This is a genomic window from Dulcicalothrix desertica PCC 7102, assembly GCF_003991905.1.
GTDB classification, from domain to species: Bacteria; Cyanobacteriota; Cyanobacteriia; order Cyanobacteriales; family Nostocaceae; genus Dulcicalothrix; species Dulcicalothrix desertica.
In genome coordinates this window covers 272852-295619 of the sequence record NZ_RSCL01000002.1, presented here as the reverse complement: position 1 = coordinate 295619, position 22768 = coordinate 272852, and the positions used below count along the sequence as shown (strand labels likewise).

Genomic DNA, 22768 nt, shown 5'->3' with positions numbered 1-22768 from the left:
ATAATAGCTCTAAGATAAGCACAGCAAAGATTTAAACCTGATTTTTCAACAGATTTAGCACGTAAAGTACGGAAGAGCCGTTACGCTCGGTGTAACCAGATGCATCTAATAATATGCGTAATTCCTTAAGTTGTGCCCTTGTAAGTTCGCGCGGGCGTTGGGTAACTACTATCAAAGCAGGTATTTTATTAAGGTTATCCCGCAGGAATGCTGTAAAGCTGTCTAGATAATCTTCAGGTTTCTGGGCGCCACCATAACCCCTTTCTACCCGTCTCAGTTCATCAGCATGTCGAGATATAAGTACAGGTTTTCTACCTCCATCCTTAGCATCTAGTATTTGAGCTATTCCTTTACGCTTGTTAAACCATTCTTTTAATTGCTGTGGTGAAGACTGGCGCCAGTAATTTATTAATTCTTCAAATAGCATCCCTGCCGAAATTTCTAATCGTCGTTGAATATCATCATTACCAGTTTGGTACATTACACCTTCTTCACCAACCTTCGCATTTTCCCCTCTCCTCGCAGGATACTGCTGGCGATTCGGGGGTGGCGCCCATCATTTCACACAAACAAAGGTGTAGAGACGCGAAATTTACCTTCGGTACACTCCGTGAACGCGTCTCTACATTCCTAGAAACAATGCAAAATCGTGATACCGAGGGGTAAGACCCACCATTCGCCAGCAGCATCCTCGCAGGAGAGGGGTTAGGGGTGAGGTTAGAATTAATCCGGCGCCGTAATTTAGCAATAAGCTGGTCAACAACAGTATTAGTATCTTCCACTGTAATAATCTCTTCTACCAATTGAGTAAAAGTAATATTCGGTCTTACCGCAACAGGTTTCATTGTAGAAACATCTTTCAATGCATCGTACAAATTTACAGCGTCATATATTCTAAATACTTCTTTACCTATATCATCACATCGTCGTGTAGCCCTTCCTAACATTTGTTCGTACAATATCCGAGAATTAACACGACGAATAAACATTAAATTACATATAGCTGGAACGTCTATCCCAGTGGTGAGTAAGTCTACTGTAACGGCTATTTTGGGATTTTGTTCGTTTCTAAAGCGTCTAATTAATTGTAGTGGTTTATCTGCGGCGCCTGTTATTTTAATAACGGCATCATCTTCAACGCTACCATATTGATTTTGTAGTGCTAGTTTCAGCAAATTAACTACTATATCCGCGTGGGAGTCGGTGACACAGAATATTAATGTTTTCTCTGGTTGTAACGGGTCGATATTAAGAGCCAAATATTCACACACTACCCGATTAAACTCTTCAGTTACAACCCTTCTATTAAAACTTTCTACCTCAATTCTGACTTCCGGAAGGTGCATGAACCAAATCAATATTACCTGTCAACGGGTCAAAATATTCCATCTCCTGACCAGCTTCCCAAACAATACCATCCTCTGAAAGCGCAGTAGTAATTTTGTATGGTGGTTCATAATCTATTAACCAACCTTCTAAAACTGCTTCTCTATAAGAATATGTATATACAGGTTCACCAAATATTTGTGTGGTGTGGAGTGCGGGTGTAGCAGTCAAACCAATTTTGACAGCATCAAAATGGTCTAACACCCTCCGGTATTTTGATACATAGTCATTAAAGTCTCTAAACGTTAACTCGCTGTCGCTAAGTTCTTTATCCAGTAAATAACCCCTATGGCGCTCGTCAACTACTATACAATCATATTGGTCAGCCGTAGGTATGGAACTGTCATCACTAGGATATAGAATCCGTTTTACAAATCCTTGAACTGTGGATATGTGTACCTTTGTATCACGGTCAGGCGCCACCGAATCCAAATCTTTCAAATCAAATATATCAGCAAACGTTTGTAAGTTCTCTATGCGAGTTTCTTTGATCAGATTTGATGCTTGCTCTCCCAATGCAGTGCGGTCAACTAAGAATAAGACACGACGGAAACGTTTTGTTTTAAGAAGCCTATAAACCAGTGCAATAGTAGTTTTAGTTTTACCCGTCCCGGTTGCCATTGCAATTAATATTTTTCTAGCATCATCTGACAATGCAGCTTCTACTTTTTGTATTGCCTTAATTTGGTAGTCACGCAGTGTCAAATTATAATTAAAACCTTCCTGCTGTAACTTCTGATGTGCAGTTTCGGTATCAACAGCCAATAAATCTTGTAAACCCTGTGGTGAATACCATGTACTCAGGGAACGGCGAAGATCTGACGGTTTGCGTACATCACAAAACCATATCCCACTCTTTGTTTCCAACTGTCTTAAAAACGGGCGCCCATTGGTTGCGAACACAAACGGCACTTTATATTCCCCCCACGGACTACCTGGTAAAATCTCATTACCTCTAACTATGTAACCGCGACTATAACGCTTCGCTTGGTCAATGGCGCCAGATACATCAGTACTTTGGCGTTTAGCTTCAACGACTGCTACTACCTGTAAACCCACACATAATATATAGTCAGCGCGACCATCACCAGTAGGAACTTCAGCAATAGCCAGATTTTTACCCTTAGTCGGACGAACACCTTTACCGTAGGTGATATTCTCCGAATCTGCTTCCCATCCAGCTTGTCGTAACTGCACATCGATGAGGCGCCGAGTTTCCCGCTCATCCAGGTCAATATTATCAGAAGCAACCTGCGCCCTTTCTATAATTTCCTGAATATCTTGTTTAGACTCGTTTTGTGCAGCCGCTTGACGACAACTCCCGCAACGCCCATAACGCCCATAACGCTCACACGCTTGAAGCCTGGGGCTTTGTTCAATTAGCCGCACCATTTGGTGTGGCGGGTTTCGGGGTTTTGCAATGACTCGGTATCCTACCTGGAGAGGACTATTAAGGGGACTAAAACCACTCTTCCCCCTTAGTAACTCTGGCTAGGGGGGATTAAATAAGGCTATAATTTAATAGTATACTTCTCAAATATCCTCTAAATAGTTAGTTCGCGATTAAATAAATCAAGCGCGCGCTGGCACTGCATAAAAATATAGTTAAGTGCTGCAAATAATTTGTCTATATCAGATAATGTGTATGATTTGATTTCTCTGGTGTAGATATTGCCCTTTAATTTACCAAATTGCCAAAATTGTCCGTTGGATACAATTCCATATATATCTTGTTCTAAATTTTGATTAATTTTTTGAATTGCTACCATTTCAGCTAAACACTGTCCCCACCCTTTAATAAAATCATCGCGTTTAGCTTCAACGGCAATTAAGAAGGGTTTTTCAAAAACTTCCTTACCTAATGGTGATTTATTAGCCAGAATATAATCAGGTATTCCAGTAAGATTTACATCATATGTAAGCGTTTTATGACTCCATAGTGTAAAATTTTCTCGGTAATTACGGTAGACTTCTCTCAAGATTGGAAAAACTACAGCTTCACAGATCGCATACTCTGAGTCTTCAAAAGTAAACTCTCGTAGAGAAAAGCTTAATTCTTCCCTAAAAGTTTCTCTAATATCAAATTTAGTTTCAACAAGAAAACTTGCTTCCGATGATGTTATATTAAATTCCTGTAGAACTTGAGCGATGTTTCTGTATGACTCGAATGACATAATTTTTCCTTATTATTTAGTGATTATGGTATTTTTGATTAATTAGTGAAAATGATGTTTATATGATTAACCACAAAGGCACATTATCCGTTAACGAAGTTTTCCCGCAGGGTAGGATTTCCCGAAGGGTAGGGCACAAAGGAAGAGAGGAAGAGTGTCATATTAATGATTTTCATGTAACTTAATGCTTAATAAGTACATTTGGTTGCCTGTTATAAAGCTATTATAATGCTAAGACTAGATACGTTATAAAGCAGTCAGGTATTTATGAAAATCGCAGTATTTAGTACTAAAGCATTTGACCGTCAATTTCTCGAAGCTGCAACTTCAGACAAGCAACATGATTTAATCTTCTTTGACCCGCATCTAAACAAAGACACAGCTATTCTTGCAGCAGATTTTCCTGTTGTTTGTATTTTCGTTAATGACCAAGCTGATGCAGCGACTCTCGAAGTTCTTGCTTCACGTGGAACTAAGTTACTTGCTCTTAGATGTGCTGGTTTTAACAATGTTGATTTAAAAGCTGCTGCTGAGTTGGGAATTTCTGTGGTGCGGGTTCCTGCGTATTCACCAGAAGCAGTTGCTGAGTATACCATTGCGATGATATTAACGCTTAATCGTAAGCTTTACCGTGCATATAACCGTGTTAGGGAAGGTAACTTTTCTCTAGATGGTTTAATGGGGTTTAATTTACATGGACGCACTGTTGGTATTATTGGCACAGGTAGGATAGGCGCCATTGTTACTCAAATACTCAAAGGATTTGGGTGTAATTTATTAGTTTACGATGTTTACCGAAATCCTGAAATTGAAGCACTGGGAATAAAATACGTTGGGTTATCAGAAATTTTTACAAAATCTGATATTATCTCGTTGCATTGCCCGCTAACTTCCGAAACGCATCACCTTATCGATGCTGATGCAATCGACCAAATGAAATCTGGGGTAATGTTAATTAATACTAGTCGAGGCGCCTTGATTAATGCCAAAGCCGTAACTAGGGGATTAAAATCGGGTAAAATCGGTTCTCTAGGTTTAGACGTGTATGAAAAAGAATCCGATTTATTCTTCGAGGATTTATCAGGAACTATTATCCAAGACGATGTTTTTCTGCGTCTCACAACTTTTCCCAATGTGCTAATCACTGGACACCAGGCATTTTTCACAGAAGAAGCGCTTCGCAATATTGCCGAGACAACGATAACCAATATCACTGAGTTTGAACAAACTGGGGATAGTAAGAACTTAATCAAGTAAAACCACGACCAAAATTCCTAGAGGATAAGTTCGATACATATATATCCTCTAGGAAAATTCCCATATGGTGCCGAAATTAAAGCGAAGATAATTTAGATACATATATATCCTTGCTTGTAAATCTCAAACTGTTTCCAAATATTGAGTTTTAACGAATATTCTCTGTAGAGACGCGATTAATCGCGTCTCTACGTGTGTATGTGGTAAAAATTATGTGTACAAAGCTATTTCTGTAAAGCTCCTTGTAAAAAATACTGTCGAATCTCTTGAATAAATTCAAACAAGGATTTTCTTCGAGGTTCATTCACAAACACAACCGGAATTAAAGCAACCAGTCGGAAAATACACGAAAGAGCAAACAAACCTGGTAAACCGCCAAAGATGTTATTTTGTACAATAAACCCACCAATTGTAGTACCTAAAGCACCACAGGCGCCTGCAACTGCTGCGGCAATGGCAAAATAACTTGATTGGTTGCGTATTGGCGCCACTCCTATTTGTAAGTTATTGTTACATAAATCAATTGCTGCCCAAGTTCCACCAGTAAGGATATGTAAAAGCGGTAGCCATAACCATAAATCTATATTATGAGTACCTACTCCTAGCCATAATAAAGGTGTTATTGCAACTAAAATTCCTACTAAAGCAAGAATTGGACGATTTCCAAATCGGTCTGCTAAACGTCCCCAAAGTACCATTAAGAACAGATTGGCGCCTGCTTGAATACTACCGTAAAATGTTACCCAGCTAACATCTAATGCCAGTGTATCCAACATATAAAGGTTGAAAAACGGCATACTTAAATTAACAGCGAACATCCATAAACCAAAGTACAGTATGAAAGTTAAGAAATTTGAGTCTTTAAAAATACTTAAAACCGAAAATTGGGGTGGAGCAGTATTTGTTACTGTACTAATGGGTTCTTGCTGTGATGCTGAAACACATGCAGACACTATACTGTTTTGTTCTTGCGGATTAATATCTACTTTAAAACACTGACATGCGAGACTTATAAAACCGAATAAAATCCCAATTGACAGTACAACACCGTAACCTTGTAATGTTCCACCACTCCAAGTCGATACTATAACCCCTGCTATAGGAACACAAATCAAGTTCGTTAAACTAGATACGCTATTACGAATACCAAAGTATCTACCTCTTAGGCGCCTTGGTACAATCATAGCTAACCAACTTAACCAAGAGGCGCCTCCAAATCCTCCTAACAAGTTTGTAGCTAAAACTATAAGTAAAGTTAAATTTATAAGTTGATGTGAATCAATCAAACCCCCATAAGCCATGAAGACTCCCACTGCTAGCACTGCCCACAAGCAACGTGAAGTTCCGTATATCCACATTGAATAACGAAAACGACTCGTTGTCTGTTCGCTAAGGTAGGCGCCTAGTGGTTGAATTAAATTCACTAACATTGGAATTGAAGAAAGCATCCCAAAGGCTACAGCGTCAGCTCCCAATTGCACTAAAAAATTACTTAGTAAAATTCCAGTAGTTGTGATTGAGAAAATTGTTGCAAAAACAGAATCCACCGTAGAAGCTCGCAGAGAAGTGCGAATTTTATCTTTAGGTATTTTAAGATTTTTATTTGTAATTTGGTTTGTAAGATTTTGATCAGTTGTAACTTCTAAATCAATAACGGAACTTGCAGGTGCATCAGTTATCGTGTCCAAAGCAGGGATTTCAAGCTGAATGGAGTTCATGGGGGTATTGGTCGGTGGTGCTTAGATATTATTTTGAAGTAGCCAAGGATTTCGTTTTATTGTCGTAGCATCTAATAACAATCAAACGTAGTAGGCGTGTAGCTGAGGTATTCCGCATTACTTCGTTTCCCCACGAATCGCTTCGTTTTGTTAGCTAGCCACGCAGAGTGCCAAGTTATTGTAATATTAACTTATATTCTTAAATAATTCTTCATACTTAGTGAATATATCTTAATCAGTCTCGACTTGTAGCTCTTACTAAAATTCTATGGCTACCATAAGTTTATGCGCCACGTAAGCTTACTGTTAGTGTTACAAATTTTACTATGACAAAAAAATGACCATTACATTAGTTTGTACAAAATCTTTCAGTTCTCAATAAAATTTTACACTTTCAAGTTATTTATCTAGCTTCCTTAACGCTATATGTAGGTTAAGAGATAGTCTTTTGTCTTACTAGAATGAGAAAAACTGTGTTCAACTTTTTAGGATTAGTAGTTGCAATCGCAATTAGCATGGTAGGGTGTCAAAGTTTACCGACACTAACAGCACAGAATGCACCTGTTGCGACTACTGTAAAACTTAGTGGTTGGGGAGCTTCTCCTGCTGAACAAAAGCTGTTAACAGGTGTGTTACGTGACTTTGAAGCACAGCATCCTACGATTAAAGTTAAATATGAGCAAATCGCAGACCAGTATATGGATGTGATGAAAACCCGTTTGGTTGGTGATGCTGCTCCTGATGTCTTTTATCTCGATGCACTTGAGGCGCCTTTTTTAATGAGTCAAAATGTGCTAGAACCTCTTGATGGTTATATTAAACCTGAATTTGAGTTAACAGATTTTGAACCAACCTTACTTGATACGTTTAAATATAGGGCTACTATTTATGGTTTACCTAAAGATTATTCGACGTTAGCACTGTTCTATAACAAACAAGCTTTTGCCAATGCTGGTCTAGAAAATCCTCCTCAAACTTGGGAAGAACTACGGGCATATGCGAAAAAACTAACTATTGATGCAAATAAAGACGGTAGAATTGATCAATACGGCTTTGGGGAAAACCCAGAATTAGCTCGACAAGTTTATCAAATCAAAGCTTACGGTGGTCAAGTTGTTGACCGTGAAAGTCGCGCGGCATTTGCAGAACAAGCTCGTTTACAGGGTTTACAATCAGTTGTTGACCAGTATAGAAACGAACGTTCATCTGCTCAAAAATCGGATGTTGGCACAAATTCAGGCAGCGAAATGTTTGGTCAAGGTAAAGCTGCAATGGTTATTGAAGGTAACTGGGCAATTCCTTATTTGAGAGATACATATCCTAAACTAGACTTTGCCACAGCAGAAATACCTACTATCAATGGTCAACGCAGCACAATGTTGTTTACCGTTGCCTATGTCATGAATAAACAAAGCAAACATAAACCCGAAGCTTGGGAGTTAATTAAATATCTAACAGGAAAAGAAGGAATGCAAAAATGGACTGGTACAGGTTTTGCTTTACCCACTCGTAGGTCTGTAGCTACTAATTTAGGATATGACCAAGATAACTTACGGTCTTCATTAGTAGCAGGTGTCAATTACGGTATACCTTGGCAAGTAGGTAAATATCCTGCTGCTATTATGAATAATTTTGACAATCAATTTGTTAGCGCGTTACTAGGTGAACAACCTTTACCTCAAGCAATGCAACGCGCACAAACTCAAGCTAATCAACTTATTCAAGCACTCGATTAACTAGTAATTCTTGATACGCTGTAGCACAGGCCGGAAAGCCTGTGCAGTATATTCAATCCCCAGCCATTTGCAAGTGCTTAGAATGAATCCAACCAGGAGCATCAGCAAGTTTTACCCAATCGCGAGAAGATTTCCTCACCCTGACATTAACATCGTATTGATAAGGAATGGTGCCAATTTTTTTATAGTTAGAACCAGGGCCAGAGCGGATGTTAACTCCAACTCGTGCAGTTACTAATACAGTACAAACAGGATTAATTCCTGGTCGTAACCGACATAGCTTCTCGGCTGGGGTTTGAGCTTGAGCCGCAACAACTGGTAAAGTTCCACCAGTTGCGATTAGTGTTGAAAATGCTATAGCTGTTAGTTTTTTGTTAAAGTTGAACATAATTTTACGTGAGTTCGATTTGAATTTATGCAATTGCACAAAAGAATGCACTTAATTCTTTCCTAAGCGCTTGACATAATTTCATTATTTGTATTTATTAATTTATATTCAATTTTTGCGTCAGTGTCAAATGTAATTAATTACACACTCGCGTTAAATATTGCTGGCGCCATATGTTAGAACAGATATGCTATTATATGCCAAAACTAATGACATAGACCACTAGTAATTTGTTAACCTTGCTTCAATCCAATCTTTATCAGCTTGACTCAATGCAGGTGGAGGCGGTAGTTGATGATAATCTATAGATAAATCATACCCTGCTTCATCATAAATTTTATTTAGAGCATTTTGTAAATCTAAAACTGCATCAGGGTCTGGTTCTTTTAAAGGAATAGGAATTATTGGAAGTGTATCTTGTAACTTCAAAGGCCACAATTCAATAACTCCTGAAGCAGCACGAGTAAGTGTTATTAAGTAACTCACATCTGGAATACGGGGATGATTAAAAGGACGAGTTCCCCTGCGTAGCAAATCAATTTCGATTAAGTGAACATTCGCGTTATATAAGCGTTGACGTTTTTTGCGGTACTCGCTTAAATTGGGTTCTCGCTTGTTTACAGGTGAAAGTATTTCAATACAACTTACGAGCGTATTACTTGCTACATCCCTAATTTCGATGTTAGGTATTCGTACTTGAATCGGTTGAATTACTGGTAGAGTGAGCGGCGCCGGAGTTGTAGCAATATTAGATGATTGACTGGATAATTTTATTGAATCTCTTGTGGGGTAGGCGTCCTCGCCTGCCCTGTATATTATATATGAGAATATGAGACGGGCAAGGATGCCCGTTCCACAAGATATTTCCACAAGATATAAAGATATCTTTGTTTTATATTATAAGCATCTACACTACTTGTATCTGTTTGCGTTTGCGCTTGTAGAACGAACTTAATCCGAAAGCACTTAATAGTAAGGCGCCTATTATTGTACTTGGTTCGCTGACTTTTGCTTTCGATTCAATTCGTAAAACTTGACCAAGTGAAGCTCTATCACCTTTATTGGCAATATAAATCGCACCATCGGGACTAACGGTAAGTGCAGTTGCTGACTCTAATCCATTACCACTAGCTAACACAGTTCGGGCGCCATTTGGAGCAATTTGAATTACTGAAGCATCGCTAACACCTTCCCATTGTGGCGAGTTGCCATATTGTAGAGCATATAAATTGCCTTGTTTATCAAATTCTAAATCTGCTAATTGTGTAAAACCATCAGCATACACAGTTGTGGCGCCATCCAAACCAACTCGAAAAATACGCGCTTTACCTTCAGGGAAAGGAAAACCTGTAAATTCACTCACATATAATGCACCATCAGGGCCAACAACAACACCTGTGGGAACTGATTCAATTTGTAGTACATCGGGAATTTGACCTGGTGGTGGTGCATCTGGGGGTAGTACTTGTCCTGGTGCAGGAGTCGGAAAAACAGGATTCGTTATTGTTTGCGTAGGAAGTACTACAAACGACTTCAAGTTACTACCATCGAGTCCTACACTTAAAATATTGTTTGCTGCTGCATCAACAACATAAGCTGTATTATCTTTGATTGTAAAAGCATAGGGGTTGCTAGCAATTTCACCACTAACATCAAGCGTTTCTTCCCCGTCAGCATTATTTGCCAATTCATATTTTCCAAAATCAGCAATGCTTGTGAGGAAACCACTATTAAAGTCTACCTTATAAAGTTGTCCCCAACTAGGTGAGTTTTCACCGAAATCGCGAATAGTTGGATGACCAGCATACCCAATTAAAAGATAAGCATTTCCTTTCTCATCAAATTGAATATCTTGTGGGCCTGTACCTGTATCACCAGTTGGTCTTAATGCAATAGATGGTAATCCTGTTAGCGCTTGCTCAATTTTACCATCTTTCACACGGGTAACGGCACCGCTTGTACCAGCACATGATAACAAACCCTCCAAAGAAGGGCCTGGAATACATCGTCCATCACCTCCAACACCTGACTCGGTAATATATAAACTACCGTCTGGAGCAAAGTTCAAACCTCGAACATTATTAAGACCATCGGCTACTACACTTAATGAAGCTGCTGTTGCTGGTTGTATTCTTGCTCCAACAGTTAGACAAAGACTCAGAACTGAAAGATGAAGAAAGGATTTTGAGAGCAAATGTGAAGGCATGGTATAAAAAATTAGGTCACGAACACGTGTTTATAACCACAGCCTATAGAATTATGAGGGGCGATAGCAATTAGTAATCTTTCGCTCTTGTTTGACATTTATTTCGCCATTAGTAGACTTTGCCAAAATCCTTGAATTAGCTCAATAAAAGCGCCTGCAACCGCTGTATTAATAGCAAAATAATTCGCGAATGTTACGTATTAGGTTTCGTCCTATTTCTGATGACCCCAATGGCTACATTAATGGGCATATTACCAATTGCACTTGGAGTGAGTGCAGGTTCGGAAGTTAGGTGCCCATTTAATACTACTCGGCGCGCGAATATTTGTAGGTTGGGTTCCGCACTCGCGCTCCACCCAACCTACGAATTCTCATATTTTTAGCTTAACCGAGCAGTATTGGGCGCCCATTAGGTATTGCTTTAGTAGAAGGATTAGTATTTTCAAAAATATTAACGCTATATATAACACCCGTATTCTTTACTTACATGGAAGCGACACGTAAGTATTTTATTAAGAGGAATAAACAGCTGCATGACGCTGCATAGTATAATGATAAGTAATTTTATTAAAAGGTAGAACTATGACTTTACACGAACAAACTGTATCGAAACTGCAAGAGTTACCAGAATCTTTAGTTAAAGAAGTTAGTGATTATATTGACTACTTACTTTGGAAACATGATAGTCAAAATTCATTTTCATCTCAAGAATCCTTAGAATTAGTTAATTCAGACTTTTCTAACTATTTGTCAAATTTAGAAGATTATGAAAATCGCTTAGTTCGTGGAGAAATTAAGTGGTAGAGATTAAACGTGGAGATATTATTTTATGTGACTTAAATCCTGTTATTGGTACAGAACAAGCAGGTATTAGACCTGTAGTAGTTTTACAAATAGACCGAGCAAACAATGCAAGTCTTCATACAATTATAGCACCATTTACTTCTAAAATTAGACGTGCGCTGTTACCATCTCATGTGTTTGTCCCATCTGGAACTGGTGGGTTAAGTCAAGACTCTGTATTACTTTGTGAACAAATACGAGTTATTGATAAATCTAGAATAATCAGAGTTATTAGTCATCTTGATAATGATTATATGACGCAAGTGCAAGCAGCTTTGTGTAATATTTTAGGTTTATTCAGTGCTAATGATACTGAAAATTAGCTCTGTGTTCTCTGCGTCTCCGTGGTAAATATCTTTTTTTCACCACAGAGGTACAAAGTTCGCAGAGAGAGGAGAATAATAATAATGAACATATCAGAATTATTTGTCCTGCACCCAGTGATGACTGATGACGATACTCACAATGGTAGGTATTGTCATCTTTGGGTTCTAGCTTTCAACATATTTTTCTGCGCCTATCTTAGCTCGGAAACGTTTAATCTTTGCCAAAATCCTTGAATTAGCTCAATAAAAGATTTCCGACGTGGTTCGTTAATAAATACCAGTGGAACTAAAGCCACTAATCGAAAAATGCTAGAAATAATAAATAAACCAGATAAACCACCAAAGTAACCATTCTGAACAATAAAACCGCCAATAGTTGTACCCAATGCTCCACTGGCGCCTGCAACCGCTGCACTAATAGCAAAATAATTCGCTTGGTTACGTATCGGCGCCACTCCTAATTGCAAATTATTGTTGCACAAATCGCTTGCTGCTGAAGTTCCACCTGTTAAAACATGTATCATGGGCAACCACAACCACAAGTCTAAATTACTAGTCCCAACTCCCAACCATAAAAATGGTATAATTACTAATATAATTCCGACAAAAGCTAATATTAAACGATTGCCAAAACGGTCTGCTAAACGACCCCAAATTACAAAAAATAGTAGATTTATCGCCGCTTGAATACTTGCATATATTGTTACCCAACTAACATCTAATGATAGTGTATCTAACATGTAAAGATTAAAAAATGGTAAACTTAAGTTAATGGCGAACATCGATAAGCCAAAGTAAAATAAAAACTTTAAAAAGTTAAAATCTTTAAATATTTCCAAAATCGAAGAGGGTTCTGCCGTTGATGTCACAGCTTCTTTATTTCCATGCTCTGGCGCCCAGTTATGATGCTGTGGATTTATATCATACTTAAAATATTGACACCCCAAACTAATATATCCAGATATTATTCCCACAGCCATTGCAATACCGAAACCTTGAAGTGTTCCACCATGCCAAGTTGAAACTGCAATTCCTGCTAGCGGTACACAAATCAAATTTGTAAGACTTCCCACACTATTGCGAAAACCAAAATATCTACCTCGTAAGCGATGAGGCACTATTATTGCCAACCAACTTAACCAAGATGCACCACCAAATCCTTCGAGTAAGCGCGTTACTAAAACTATTACTAATGTTATATTAACCAAATCATATGAATTTATTAAACCCCTGTTAGCCAAAAATATTGCAATTGCTAAAATGACCCAAAGAGAACGAGCAGTCCCAAATATCAACAGTGAGTAACGAAACCTACTCGTAGTCTTTTCAGAAAAATAGGCGCCTAATGGTTGAACAAGATTTACCAGCATTGGAATTGACGATAGCATTCCAAATGCTATGGGACTAGCACCTAATTCTACAACAAAATTACTTAATAAAATTCCACTCGTTGGAATAGCAAAAATATTAGCAAAAACTACATCTATCGTTGAAGCACGTAGCGATGTACGAATTGCCTCTTTCGGTATTTTAAGCGGAGAATTTAACGTTACTTTTGTTTTATCAACAATAACTATTTCGGGTATATCTGCTAAATCTAAGTTTTTTAATTCGGTAGAATCCATAGAGAATACACAGCTTTGTGTTGTTAATCTTACACAGTGTTAGTATATTCTTGGAGTATAAAAAAAGCTTGTATACTTTAATACGATAATAAAATAAATGAATTATCTTTTGATTAAATTGACTTTTATTTTGCTTAACCTGTTATTTTGAGTTAAAAGCATCATTTCTCATTACTATAAAAAATATTTATTAATACATCTATCTAAAGCAGTAAAATATATAATCATGCATCATCGTTAATTAGATTAAAAATGATGTGTGATAGACCGGAGGTTATGTAGTGGTTCAATTAAGAAAACAGCGTACTTTTGCAGGCTGGTACCTTTCAGAAAATTTGGCGGGCTATATATTTATGGCGCCGACTATATTAGTGTTAGGGGTTTTTGTTGTATTACCCATTCTTTTTGCTGTGTACCTGTCGCTGCACAAGGTTCGACTATTGGGTGGTATTGAGTATCGATTTGTAGGTATAGAGAATTTTGCGAATTTGGGTACCGATGAAAGAGTATGGATAGCACTGCGAAATACACTTGAGTATGTAATCATTGTTGTGCCATTACAAACTATTTTAGCTTTGATTTTGGCGGTAACGCTTAATTCGGGTATTCACGGTAAAAATTGGTGGCGAATTCTTTACTTTTTACCGACTGTAACTTCTTCTGCTGTACTAACGCTAATTTTCATGTGGATATACAACAGCAACGGACTCTTAAATAATGTTCTGGCATTCCTTGGACTGCCTACTTATAACTGGTTGGGAGACCCTGCTGTTGCACTCAAAGGTATTATGTTAATGAATATCTGGTCAACGGCGCCGTTCTTCATGGTAATTTATTTGGCAGCGTTACAAGATATCCCACAGTCACTATACGAAGCCGCCGAACTCGATGGCGCCAACGGTTGGCAAAAGTTTATAAATATTACAGTCCCCATTTTACGTCCAGTAACATTTTTCGTATTATCAATGGGAATTATTGGTACGTTTCAATTATTCGACCAATCTTATATTTTCTCTAATGGTACCGGAGGACCCAACAACGCTACACTCACCGTTGTATTACTTATATACCAATCTGTGTTTCGTTACTTACAAATGGGTTATGGCGCCGCTATCGCATTTTTACTTGCTATCGTTATTATTATGGCTACATTAATTCAACGTCGCTTCTTTGGAGAAAAAGCGTAAGGTTTAGTTTGCCCGATTACCACGTATCATTCCTTTGGCAATAGCTATTGTTACAGCCTCGGTGCGCGTACTAGCTCCAAGTTTGTGTAAAATAGCGTGGACATGTACTCTCACTGTTCCAGGTGTGATATAAAGTTTATCGGCTATTTGCTGATTCGTTTGATTTGCTGCGATTAAAATCAAAATTTCTTGCTCGCGTTGGGTAAGTATATTTTGTACTGGTGAAGATTTAATTACATCAGGTTGTGCCCGCGCTGCAAACGCAAAACGTATTTCTTGAGTAGCTTTTTCATCCCACCATGAGGCGCCACTTGCTACCGAACGCAACGCTAGTACTAACTTTTCTGGATTTATACCTTTAAGGCAGTATCCTTGGGCGCCTGCTTCAATAATTTGCATTAGCAGTGATTGTTCGGAGTGGGAAGATAAAATTAATACTGGCAATTGAGGATGATTTTGCTTGATAATCCGACATGTTTCCATTCCTCCAATTCCAGGTAAACCAATATCTAGCAAAACAACATCAAGCTGGTAAGAATTTACTAGTTCAATGGCGGTTTCACCATCAGTAGCTTCAGCAACAATTTCTAAATTTTCTTCTTGCTGTAACCTGACCTGTAATCCCAGACGGAATAACTCATCGTCTTCAACCAAGAGAACTTTTATTTTTAAAGGCGCCATTTGATGAAAAGGGTTCACACTCCCCCATTTTACACTTTTTGAGAACGCGAACGATTATTGGGCGAGCTTGCTCTAAAACAGCTAAAAAGCATAAACTGGTAGTTTGAAACCAAAAATAGCTCCACTGTTTGTACTACTTGCACTAAAGGAACTAATTTTTGCTGACTCACGGTTTTCAGCCCAAATTATACCGCCATGTGCTTCGACTATTTGACGCGAAAGATAAAGTCCTAGCCCAAACCCTTTCGCACGTCTGTCGCTGTTACCTTGGTAAAACCGCTCAAATAAATTTGGAAATTGTTCTGGTTGAATTCCAGCACCTGTATCTAATATCTTCACGACTTGGTAAGATGGTTGTGGCTCTAAAACAACTTCTACAATACCACCTCGCTGCGAGTGATTAATTGCATTGACTAATAAATTGGTAAAAACACGCTCTAATTGTAAAGCATCACCTTTGACCCATAATGATGAGCGAAAATCTGAGTCTCCATGCCGAAATGAAATAAATACACGACGTGAAGCTGCTAAATCTGTCAAAGTACTAGTCGCTTGCTCTGCAATAGCAACTAAATCTAATACTTCTAAGTTAAGTTTTAACCCTTCTGTGTCATTGCGATAAATATCGAGTAATGTTTCAAGCAATTGCAGTGAACCATCATGACTACGCACCATTGTCGCTAAAACTTTCTGTTGTGGTTCGGAAACGGCGCCAAATTTTTCTTGCTGAAAGGCTTTTAACGTTTCGATTGCTCCTAAAAGAGGTGTTTTTAAATCGTGGGTAAGGGTACTCGCAAAGTCTTCACGCAATTGTACCAGTTTTTGCTGTGCTTCCAACTTCGCTTTGGTTAAGTTAATAGCTTCTTCTGAACGTCGCAACCGTTGACTAAGAAAACCCGTAACTATTAACGATATCGATGCAATAATTCGGTTTGTAAGGGTAGAAGTCGTGATCAGACTTCCTACAGGTATCCACACATTTAACATCGTTAGAAAGACTGCAACAAATGTGGCTTTAAACGTGGCACGAGAACCAAACCAAGACCCAGCAAGCAAAATTGGTACTGTATAAACATATCCAAAAACGAAGTCTGGTGGTGTAGCAAACTCAAATATAAATAGAATTAAGAATAGCGCTGCGATAATTAAATAACTACCGTTACGTAAATATTTTGATTTTGCTCTAGCTTGAGATGATGTCATTGTTGAAACTATCCTACATATGTTTGACAAAGAGATGTTATGAGTTAAGAGCGTCTATACAACAACTTTACTATTTTTCTTCTGACTGCGGTATATAAATGCTGTTTAAGCTTGCGTTTAGCCAAGTTTAGTATATCTAAACAAATTAAACGTTTGTGTTTAGTTGTTCTAAACGCTTCTATATCTTCGCTTTATTTTGTTTAAGGCTAACTGAATTGTGTCCCCATCACAATAACAGCTTGGTCTAGTAAACGCTAAATTATACCTACTATATCTAGCTATATTTTCAAAAAAAAATCATAATTTATATATTGATTTATTTGATTCATACTCTATTTGGAGTAAAATTAATTCATGTTAGAAGGATGGATTCAAATTGCCTTAACGCTACTTATAGTAGTGGCAATAACTCCCTTTTTTGGTAAATATATTGCGCGCGTCTTTTTGGGAGAAAGCACAATTCTCGACCCAATTTTAAATCCGCTTGAACGAATAATTTTGTCTTTGATGGGTGTTTCAATTCGAGAAAATATGACGGGTTGGCAATATGCACGCGCCATCATTTACAGCAATATTGTAATGGCACTGCTGATATTTTTCATCATTCTGAATCAAGGTTGGCTACCTTTCAACCCAACAAAAGTTCCGGCGCCAACTTGGGATACAGCATTACACACCACAATATCTTTTATCACCAACACCAATCAACAGCATTATTCTGGTGAAACATATTTAAGCTATGCTAGCCAAGTTTTTGGACTCGGTTATCATATGTTTGTTTCTGCGGCAACTGGTTTAGCTGTGGGAATTGCTTTTATTCGCGGGTTGACTGGTCGGTCGTTGGGTAATTTTTACGTTGATTTAACTCGTGCGATTACACGAATATTATTACCCATCAGCATTGTCGGCGCCATTGTCTTAATTGCTGCTGGTGTTCCAGAAACGTTAGCAGGCCCTGCAATAGTTAGCACGTTAGAAGACCCTAATATTAGCCAAGCAATAGCACGCGGTCCCGTTGCTCACTTCGAGATAATTAAGGAATTAGGTGAAAACGGTGGTGGCTTTTTTGCGATAAACTCAGCACACCCCTTTGAAAATCCTAATGCTTTTACAAACTTACTTCAGATAGTCGCAATATTATCTATCCCCACTTCCTTAATTTACGCTTACGGTGTATTCGCCAATAATATTAAGCAAGCTTGGTTAGTATACGGCATGGTATTCACCTTGTTTGTAATATTTATTGCAGTAGTAGGTGTAGGAGAATATAACGGTAATCCTGCTGTCAATGCATTACTAGGTAGTCAGCAACCAAACTTAGAAGGTAAAGAAGTCAGATTTGGATGGGCACAGTCAGCATTGTATGCTGTAGCAACAACAGGCACAATGACAGGCGCCGTTAATAGTTTGCATGATTCATTCATGCCAAATGGCGGTTTTATTACCTTGTCGAATATGTTCTTACAAATTATGTGGGGTGGACAAGGTACAGGAACTGCTTACTTGTTTGCGTACTTAATATTGGCAGTATTCGTTACAGGTTTGATGGTAGGACGTACACCAGAATTTTTAGGACGCAAAATCGAAAAGCGTGAAGTTGTCTTAGCAAGTTTCCTAATTTTACTCGTTCACCCAATTGCCATTTTAATCCCCGCAGGTATTACGCTTGCATTTCCTGACCAATTAGCTGGTATTAGTAACCCAGGTTTCCACGGGTTTTCACAAGTAATCTACGAATATGCTTCTGCCGCAGCTAATAATGGTTCGGGTTTTGAAGGTTTAGGTGACTCTCAACCATCTCCAATTGCTATTGCCACAGGTGCAACGACAACCGCAACTGCATTGTGGTGGAATTTAAGCACATGTTTCAGTTTACTTGCAGGACGTTATGTTCCAATTACGGGTTTACTGTTCTTGGCTGATAGTATGTCTCGCAAACAACCTGTACCAATGAATGTAGGTACACTCCGTACCGACACTGGATTATTTACAGGTGTAACAGCAGGTGTAATTTTAATTTTAGGCGCCTTGACATTTTTCCCAGTACTAGCTCTAGGTCCCATTGCCGAAGCATTTCAAATAGCTAAATTCTATGCAAACTAATATTAACCCATCTTCAAAACCTGCATCGCAAGGCACTAGAGATTCGCGCAGGCACACGCCTAAAGCTGATATGCGTGGACTGTATCAAAGGGCGATCAAGGAGTCATTCATAAAACTTAACCCAAAAGTCGCCGTCAGAAACCCAGTTATGTTTATTGTCTGGGTCGGCACAATTGTTACTTTACTCGTAACTATAAATCCGAATTTATTCGGTACAGTGCAAGCGGATATTAACCAACAACGCTTATTAAACGGAATTATTACTTTCATTTTGTTTTTCACCGTTGTTTTTGCGAACTTTGCAGAAGCAGTTGCCGAAGGACGAGGTAAAGCACAAGCAGATTCGTTAAGGTCAACTCGTTCTGATACCGTCGCTAAAAAAGTCTTACCTGATGGCACAATTGTAGATACAAATTCAACCGAACTTAGACGCGGAGATATTATTCGAGTTTCAGCCGGTGAAATGATTGCTGCTGACGGTGATGTTATTGCTGGTCTTGGTTCAGTTGATGAATCGGCAATAACAGGAGAGTCGGCGCCTGTACTTAAGCAACCTGGAACAGATATTGCAAGTTCCGTCACAGGTGGTACACGCTTACTTTCTGATGAACTAACTGTTCGTATTTCTGCTGACCCAGGTCAAGGTTTTATTGACCGAATGATTTCTTTAGTAGAAGGCGCCGAACGTTCTAAAACACCAAACGAAATCGCTTTAACTGTATTACTCGCCGTACTAACACAAGTATTCTTAATCGTAGTTTCCACGGTTCCACCTTTTGCCGGCTACATTGCTAACTTTGTCAGCACAATATATGGTGAAGCAGCAGCAAACAACTTACGCACAGGCGCCAGCATTGCAATCTTAATATCATTATTAGTCGCCCTAATTCCTACAACTATTGGTGGTTTACTAAGTGCAATAGGTATCGCGGGGATGGATAGAGTCGCACAATTTAATGTTGTTGCCACCTCTGGACGTGCAGTAGAAGCTTGTGGTGATATCAATACTCTAGTACTAGACAAAACAGGTACAATTACATTAGGAAATCGGTTAGCGAATGAATTTATTCCCGTAAACGGTCACTCAGTTCAAGAAGTTGCACAAGCTTCATTAGAAGCTAGTTTGTTCGATGAAACACCAGAAGGTCGTTCGATTGTAGCGTTAGCAGAAAAGTCACAAGCGACATTAGATTTTAATACAAAAAGTGCAGAAGGGATAGAATTTTCTGCCAAAACCCGAATGAGCGGAACTAATTTACCCGATGGTCGTGAACTTCGTAAAGGCGCCGTTGATGCAATTAAAGGATTTGTACGTTCGCGCGGTGGTAATGTACCTGCTCAATTAGACGAAGCTTTCGAGCGTGTATCTCGATTAGGAGGCACACCACTAGCAGTTTGTCAAGATAACGATATTTATGGTGTAATTTACCTCAAAGATATAGTCAAACCAGGTTTACGTGAACGTTTTGACCAACTGCGACGCATGGGAGTAAAAACAATCATGCTCACAGGAGACAACAGAATTACAGCATCGGTTATTGCTGAAGAAGCAGGAGTTGATGACTTTATTGCAGAAGCAACACCCGAAGACAAAATTGACGTAATTCGTAACGAACAAAGTCAAGGTAAACTCGTAGCCATGACCGGAGATGGAACAAACGACGCACCTGCACTAGCACAAGCAAATGTTGGTGTAGCGATGAACTCAGGAACACAAGCAGCCAAAGAAGCAGCCAACATGGTGGACTTAGACTCCGACCCCACCAAATTAATAGACCTAGTAACTATTGGTAAACAGTTACTAATTACTCGTGGCGCCTTAACAACATTCTCAGTAGCCAACGACATCGCCAAATATTTCGCAATTATTCCTACTATTTTTGGTGCCGCAGGAATAGGCGCCTTAAACATCATGCAATTAAAAAGCGCACAATCAGCAATAGTCAGTGCCCTAATTTACAACGCCTTAATTATTCCAGTACTAATACCCCTAGCACTAAAAGGAGTAAAATTCCGCCCCCTAACCGCCGACCAACTTCTAAAACGTAACATTCTCATCTACGGACTAGGTGGTATCATCGCTCCCTTTATTGCTATCAAACTAATCGACATCATTTTACCTTTATCATGACGAATCCCCCCTAGCCCCCCTTAATAAGCAGGGCCGTTTCATTCCCTCTCAAACCGGATTTGTCAAGATGGTTAGCGAGAAAAATCCTAAGTATAGGTAACGATGAAACACACTTTTAAGCACACAGGTATAAGTGTGATTGTTCATTTTATCGGCGCCTTGGTAGCAAAATTACCAATAAAGATTTGCGCGAAACCCTTGATTTTTCAAGCTTTTTAGGGAATGAATCAGCCCTGCCTTAATAAGGGGGGAACAAAAGGCGGGATTTAGCCCCCTTATTAAGGGGGGTTGGGGGGATTAAACCAAGAAATAATGTTAATTATCAAAACCCAAACACCGATGAAACTAACACACAAAAAATCCCAAATTTACCCACGCACCGTTGAAACAGTAATAGAAATCTGGACTACTTGGCGCCGTCAAAAATTCCCGTTATACATATTTATCGCCATGTGCCTCAACGTAATAGTGGCGCCAGTAGTATACGCAGCAACCGATGAAAAATTCTCTCATGTTCAAGCATGGTCATTAGGACTATTAGGACTAACAGCATTAGGACTTTCTACATATCTATTTTTTGTAATGTTTGTACCCGAAAGATTTTAAAAGGAAGGATTATATATGAGTTTTGCACGCGAAGCTAATCGAGCCATACGTTCTACAATTGTATTATGGGTACTAACAGCAGTAATTTACCCTTTTCTCATGATTGGCATAGGACAAGTAGTATTTCCATCACAAGCAAACGGTAGCCTAATTCCAAATGCCCAAAATCAAGTAGTTGGTTCAGCCTTAATAGGTCAACCTTTTACATCCGACCGTTATTTTAACAGTCGTCCTAGCACCACCAGTTACAGTACTGCCGACCCTAAAAAAGACGAAGCTAAAGTATTACAAACAGGAGTTTCTGGCGCCAGTAACCTTGCCCCCAGTAACCCAGCATTAATGGAACGCATCAAAGGAAAAACAGACCCAGACCCAAGCAAAAATATCGAAGGTGACTACAACCGTTTGAAAAAAGCAGGAGTACAACCTACAGCAGACTTAGTATACACCTCCGGCTCCAGCTTAGACCCCCATATAACCCCTCAAGCCGCTTCTTCACAAATAGCAAGAGTCGCCAAAGTGCGCGGACTCCAACCAAACCAGCTAGACTCACTCATTGCCCAAAACACCGACGGTCGCTTTCTAGGTATCTTCGGTGAACCAGGAGTAAACGTCTTAAAGCTAAACATCGCCCTAGACAAACTAAAACCAGCCACATAAAATCATTATCTTGTACATCTTGTGGAACAGGCATCCCTGCCTGTTCTTAATAACTGGACAGGCAAGGATGCCTATCCTACAACAAACAAACAACTCTATAATAGATAAGCTGCTGTTTAATTAGCCACAAAAACCTGCTAATATATATAAACATATACTAAAAATTAGCAGGTTTTTAGAAAAACTTACAAGTATTTATAAGGAAAGGAGAAAAACTGAAGCGTACAGTTAAGTAGGTGGGCGGAAATAAAGCACACTTGTTTTCTTCTGATTAAGAGCGCTAAAGTCAAACTGTGAGGGGATTACAGTAGTTTTACATTTCGTTACATAGCGGTAAATTTTTCCGTTCACCTACTTAAAACGCTCAGATTTTAGGACTCTAAAGGTATTTTACCAACGTAAACAGCTAGTAGTGGTCATCATTTCTAATTTCCCTAAAGAGCGGGAAGACATAAAGCTCTACGATACATGTACATATCTCGCTTGTGCAGAGCGTAATGTACCGCACTATAAACGCAATTTGGTTACCTACTTAATA

The 22768-nt window shown here is 38.9% G+C and carries 20 protein-coding genes; 9 read left to right on the top strand and 11 right to left on the bottom strand.

Going from position 1 to position 22768, the window contains the following annotated elements:
* Positions 1–31: 31 nt before the first annotated feature.
* The 4 genes from DSM106972_RS05520 to DSM106972_RS05510 all read right to left on the bottom strand — a co-directional run bounded on the left by DSM106972_RS05520 (position 32) and on the right by DSM106972_RS05510 (position 3560).
* Positions 32–481 (bottom strand): type I restriction-modification enzyme R subunit C-terminal domain-containing protein, encoded by a 450-nt coding sequence (locus DSM106972_RS05520; RefSeq protein WP_233787227.1) that lies wholly within the window; start codon positions 479–481, stop codon positions 32–34.
* A 10-nt stretch (positions 482–491) separates the two neighbouring features.
* Positions 492–1346, bottom strand: coding sequence for a helicase-related protein (locus tag DSM106972_RS53130; RefSeq protein ID WP_233787226.1), 855 nt, complete (start codon positions 1344–1346; stop codon positions 492–494).
* Positions 1321–2778, bottom strand: a complete 1458-nt coding sequence (locus DSM106972_RS05515) for a DEAD/DEAH box helicase family protein (RefSeq protein WP_233787225.1) — start codon at positions 2776–2778, stop codon at positions 1321–1323. Before DSM106972_RS05515 ends, DSM106972_RS53130 begins: the two co-directional genes overlap by 26 nt.
* Positions 2779–2930: 152 nt before the next feature.
* Entirely contained in the window at positions 2931–3560 is a 630-nt protein-coding gene (locus DSM106972_RS05510) for a hypothetical protein (RefSeq protein WP_127079592.1), read from the bottom strand.
* A 267-nt stretch (positions 3561–3827) separates the two neighbouring features.
* Between DSM106972_RS05510 and DSM106972_RS05505 the strand changes: the two genes are divergently transcribed.
* On the top strand, positions 3828–4817 hold the full coding sequence (locus tag DSM106972_RS05505) for a 2-hydroxyacid dehydrogenase (RefSeq protein ID WP_127079590.1): 990 nt from the start codon (positions 3828–3830) through the stop codon (positions 4815–4817).
* A gap of 224 nt (positions 4818–5041) precedes the next feature.
* On the opposite strand, the gene DSM106972_RS05500 is transcribed toward DSM106972_RS05505, so the two are convergent.
* Entirely contained in the window at positions 5042–6535 is a 1494-nt protein-coding gene (locus DSM106972_RS05500) for an MFS transporter (RefSeq protein WP_127079588.1), read from the bottom strand.
* Between the two features lie 461 nt (positions 6536–6996).
* Between DSM106972_RS05500 and DSM106972_RS05495 the strand changes: the two genes are divergently transcribed.
* Positions 6997–8271, top strand: a complete 1275-nt coding sequence (locus tag DSM106972_RS05495; RefSeq protein WP_127079586.1) for an ABC transporter substrate-binding protein — start codon at positions 6997–6999, stop codon at positions 8269–8271.
* Positions 8272–8323: 52 nt separating this feature from the next.
* On the opposite strand, the gene DSM106972_RS05490 is transcribed toward DSM106972_RS05495, so the two are convergent.
* From DSM106972_RS05490 to DSM106972_RS05480, 3 genes are all read right to left on the bottom strand, one after another.
* Positions 8324–8659: an SH3 domain-containing protein gene (locus DSM106972_RS05490; RefSeq protein ID WP_127079584.1), complete on the bottom strand. Its 336-nt coding sequence runs from the start codon at positions 8657–8659 to the stop codon at positions 8324–8326.
* Between the two features lie 222 nt (positions 8660–8881).
* Positions 8882–9529, bottom strand: coding sequence for a DUF4058 family protein (locus DSM106972_RS05485; protein WP_233787224.1), 648 nt, complete (start codon positions 9527–9529; stop codon positions 8882–8884).
* A 37-nt stretch (positions 9530–9566) separates the two neighbouring features.
* Complete coding sequence (locus DSM106972_RS05480) at positions 9567–10865, bottom strand: ScyD/ScyE family protein (protein WP_127079580.1); 1299 nt, start codon at positions 10863–10865, stop codon at positions 9567–9569.
* Positions 10866–11447: 582 nt separating this feature from the next.
* Here DSM106972_RS05480 and DSM106972_RS05475 point away from each other — a divergent pair.
* Together DSM106972_RS05475 and DSM106972_RS05470 are read left to right on the top strand one after the other, a co-directional pair.
* On the top strand, positions 11448–11669 hold the full coding sequence (locus tag DSM106972_RS05475) for a DUF2281 domain-containing protein (RefSeq protein WP_127079578.1): 222 nt from the start codon (positions 11448–11450) through the stop codon (positions 11667–11669).
* Entirely contained in the window at positions 11663–12031 is a 369-nt protein-coding gene (locus DSM106972_RS05470; RefSeq protein WP_127079576.1) for a type II toxin-antitoxin system PemK/MazF family toxin, read from the top strand. Before DSM106972_RS05475 ends, DSM106972_RS05470 begins: the two co-directional genes overlap by 7 nt.
* A 194-nt stretch (positions 12032–12225) precedes the next feature.
* Here DSM106972_RS05470 and DSM106972_RS05465 read toward each other — a convergent pair whose 3' ends face one another.
* The gene (locus DSM106972_RS05465) at positions 12226–13659 is read right to left on the bottom strand and encodes an MFS transporter (RefSeq protein ID WP_127079574.1); all 1434 of its coding nucleotides are present in this window, start codon (positions 13657–13659) and stop codon (positions 12226–12228) included.
* Between the two features lie 281 nt (positions 13660–13940).
* On the opposite strand from DSM106972_RS05465, the gene DSM106972_RS05460 reads away from it, so the two are divergent.
* Positions 13941–14846: a carbohydrate ABC transporter permease gene (locus tag DSM106972_RS05460; protein ID WP_127079572.1), complete on the top strand. Its 906-nt coding sequence runs from the start codon at positions 13941–13943 to the stop codon at positions 14844–14846.
* Positions 14847–14849: 3 nt separating this feature from the next.
* Here DSM106972_RS05460 and DSM106972_RS05455 read toward each other — a convergent pair whose 3' ends face one another.
* Positions 14850–15527, bottom strand: a complete 678-nt coding sequence (locus DSM106972_RS05455) for a response regulator transcription factor (RefSeq protein WP_127079964.1) — start codon at positions 15525–15527, stop codon at positions 14850–14852.
* Between the two features lie 81 nt (positions 15528–15608).
* Entirely contained in the window at positions 15609–16730 is a 1122-nt protein-coding gene (locus DSM106972_RS05450; protein ID WP_127079570.1) for a sensor histidine kinase, read from the bottom strand.
* Positions 16731–17084: 354 nt separating this feature from the next.
* Here DSM106972_RS05450 and kdpA point away from each other — a divergent pair, with 354 nt between their 5' ends.
* From kdpA to kdpC, 4 genes are all read left to right on the top strand, one after another.
* Positions 17085–18833, top strand: coding sequence for a potassium-transporting ATPase subunit KdpA (kdpA, locus tag DSM106972_RS05445; RefSeq protein WP_127079568.1), 1749 nt, complete (start codon positions 17085–17087; stop codon positions 18831–18833).
* Positions 18823–20964: a potassium-transporting ATPase subunit KdpB gene (gene kdpB, locus DSM106972_RS05440; RefSeq protein WP_127079566.1), complete on the top strand. Its 2142-nt coding sequence runs from the start codon at positions 18823–18825 to the stop codon at positions 20962–20964. Before kdpA ends, kdpB begins: the two co-directional genes overlap by 11 nt.
* A 339-nt stretch (positions 20965–21303) precedes the next feature.
* Positions 21304–21570: a potassium-transporting ATPase subunit F gene (locus DSM106972_RS05435; protein ID WP_127079963.1), complete on the top strand. Its 267-nt coding sequence runs from the start codon at positions 21304–21306 to the stop codon at positions 21568–21570.
* A 15-nt stretch (positions 21571–21585) separates the two neighbouring features.
* Positions 21586–22230, top strand: coding sequence for a K(+)-transporting ATPase subunit C (gene kdpC / locus DSM106972_RS05430; RefSeq protein ID WP_127079564.1), 645 nt, complete (start codon positions 21586–21588; stop codon positions 22228–22230).
* The last annotated feature ends 538 nt before the right edge of the window (positions 22231–22768 follow it).

Coding starts and splice junctions, on each gene's coding strand:
- DSM106972_RS05520 (WP_233787227.1), bottom strand. CDS start 481: ATGTACCAAACTGGTAATGATGATATTCAACGACGATTAGAAATTTCG.
- DSM106972_RS53130 (WP_233787226.1), bottom strand. CDS start 1,346: ATGCACCTTCCGGAAGTCAGAATTGAGGTAGAAAGTTTTAATAGAAGG.
- DSM106972_RS05515 (WP_233787225.1), bottom strand. CDS start 2,778: ATGGTGCGGCTAATTGAACAAAGCCCCAGGCTTCAAGCGTGTGAGCGT.
- DSM106972_RS05510 (WP_127079592.1), bottom strand. CDS start 3,560: ATGTCATTCGAGTCATACAGAAACATCGCTCAAGTTCTACAGGAATTT.
- DSM106972_RS05505 (WP_127079590.1), top strand. CDS start 3,828: ATGAAAATCGCAGTATTTAGTACTAAAGCATTTGACCGTCAATTTCTC.
- DSM106972_RS05500 (WP_127079588.1), bottom strand. CDS start 6,535: ATGAACTCCATTCAGCTTGAAATCCCTGCTTTGGACACGATAACTGAT.
- DSM106972_RS05495 (WP_127079586.1), top strand. CDS start 6,997: ATGAGAAAAACTGTGTTCAACTTTTTAGGATTAGTAGTTGCAATCGCA.
- DSM106972_RS05490 (WP_127079584.1), bottom strand. CDS start 8,659: ATGTTCAACTTTAACAAAAAACTAACAGCTATAGCATTTTCAACACTA.
- DSM106972_RS05480 (WP_127079580.1), bottom strand. CDS start 10,865: ATGCCTTCACATTTGCTCTCAAAATCCTTTCTTCATCTTTCAGTTCTG.
- DSM106972_RS05475 (WP_127079578.1), top strand. CDS start 11,448: ATGACTTTACACGAACAAACTGTATCGAAACTGCAAGAGTTACCAGAA.
- DSM106972_RS05465 (WP_127079574.1), bottom strand. CDS start 13,659: ATGGATTCTACCGAATTAAAAAACTTAGATTTAGCAGATATACCCGAA.
- DSM106972_RS05455 (WP_127079964.1), bottom strand. CDS start 15,527: ATGGCGCCTTTAAAAATAAAAGTTCTCTTGGTTGAAGACGATGAGTTA.
- DSM106972_RS05450 (WP_127079570.1), bottom strand. CDS start 16,730: ATGACATCATCTCAAGCTAGAGCAAAATCAAAATATTTACGTAACGGT.
- kdpA (WP_127079568.1), top strand. CDS start 17,085: ATGTTAGAAGGATGGATTCAAATTGCCTTAACGCTACTTATAGTAGTG.
- kdpB (WP_127079566.1), top strand. CDS start 18,823: ATGCAAACTAATATTAACCCATCTTCAAAACCTGCATCGCAAGGCACT.
- DSM106972_RS05435 (WP_127079963.1), top strand. CDS start 21,304: ATGAAACTAACACACAAAAAATCCCAAATTTACCCACGCACCGTTGAA.
- kdpC (WP_127079564.1), top strand. CDS start 21,586: ATGAGTTTTGCACGCGAAGCTAATCGAGCCATACGTTCTACAATTGTA.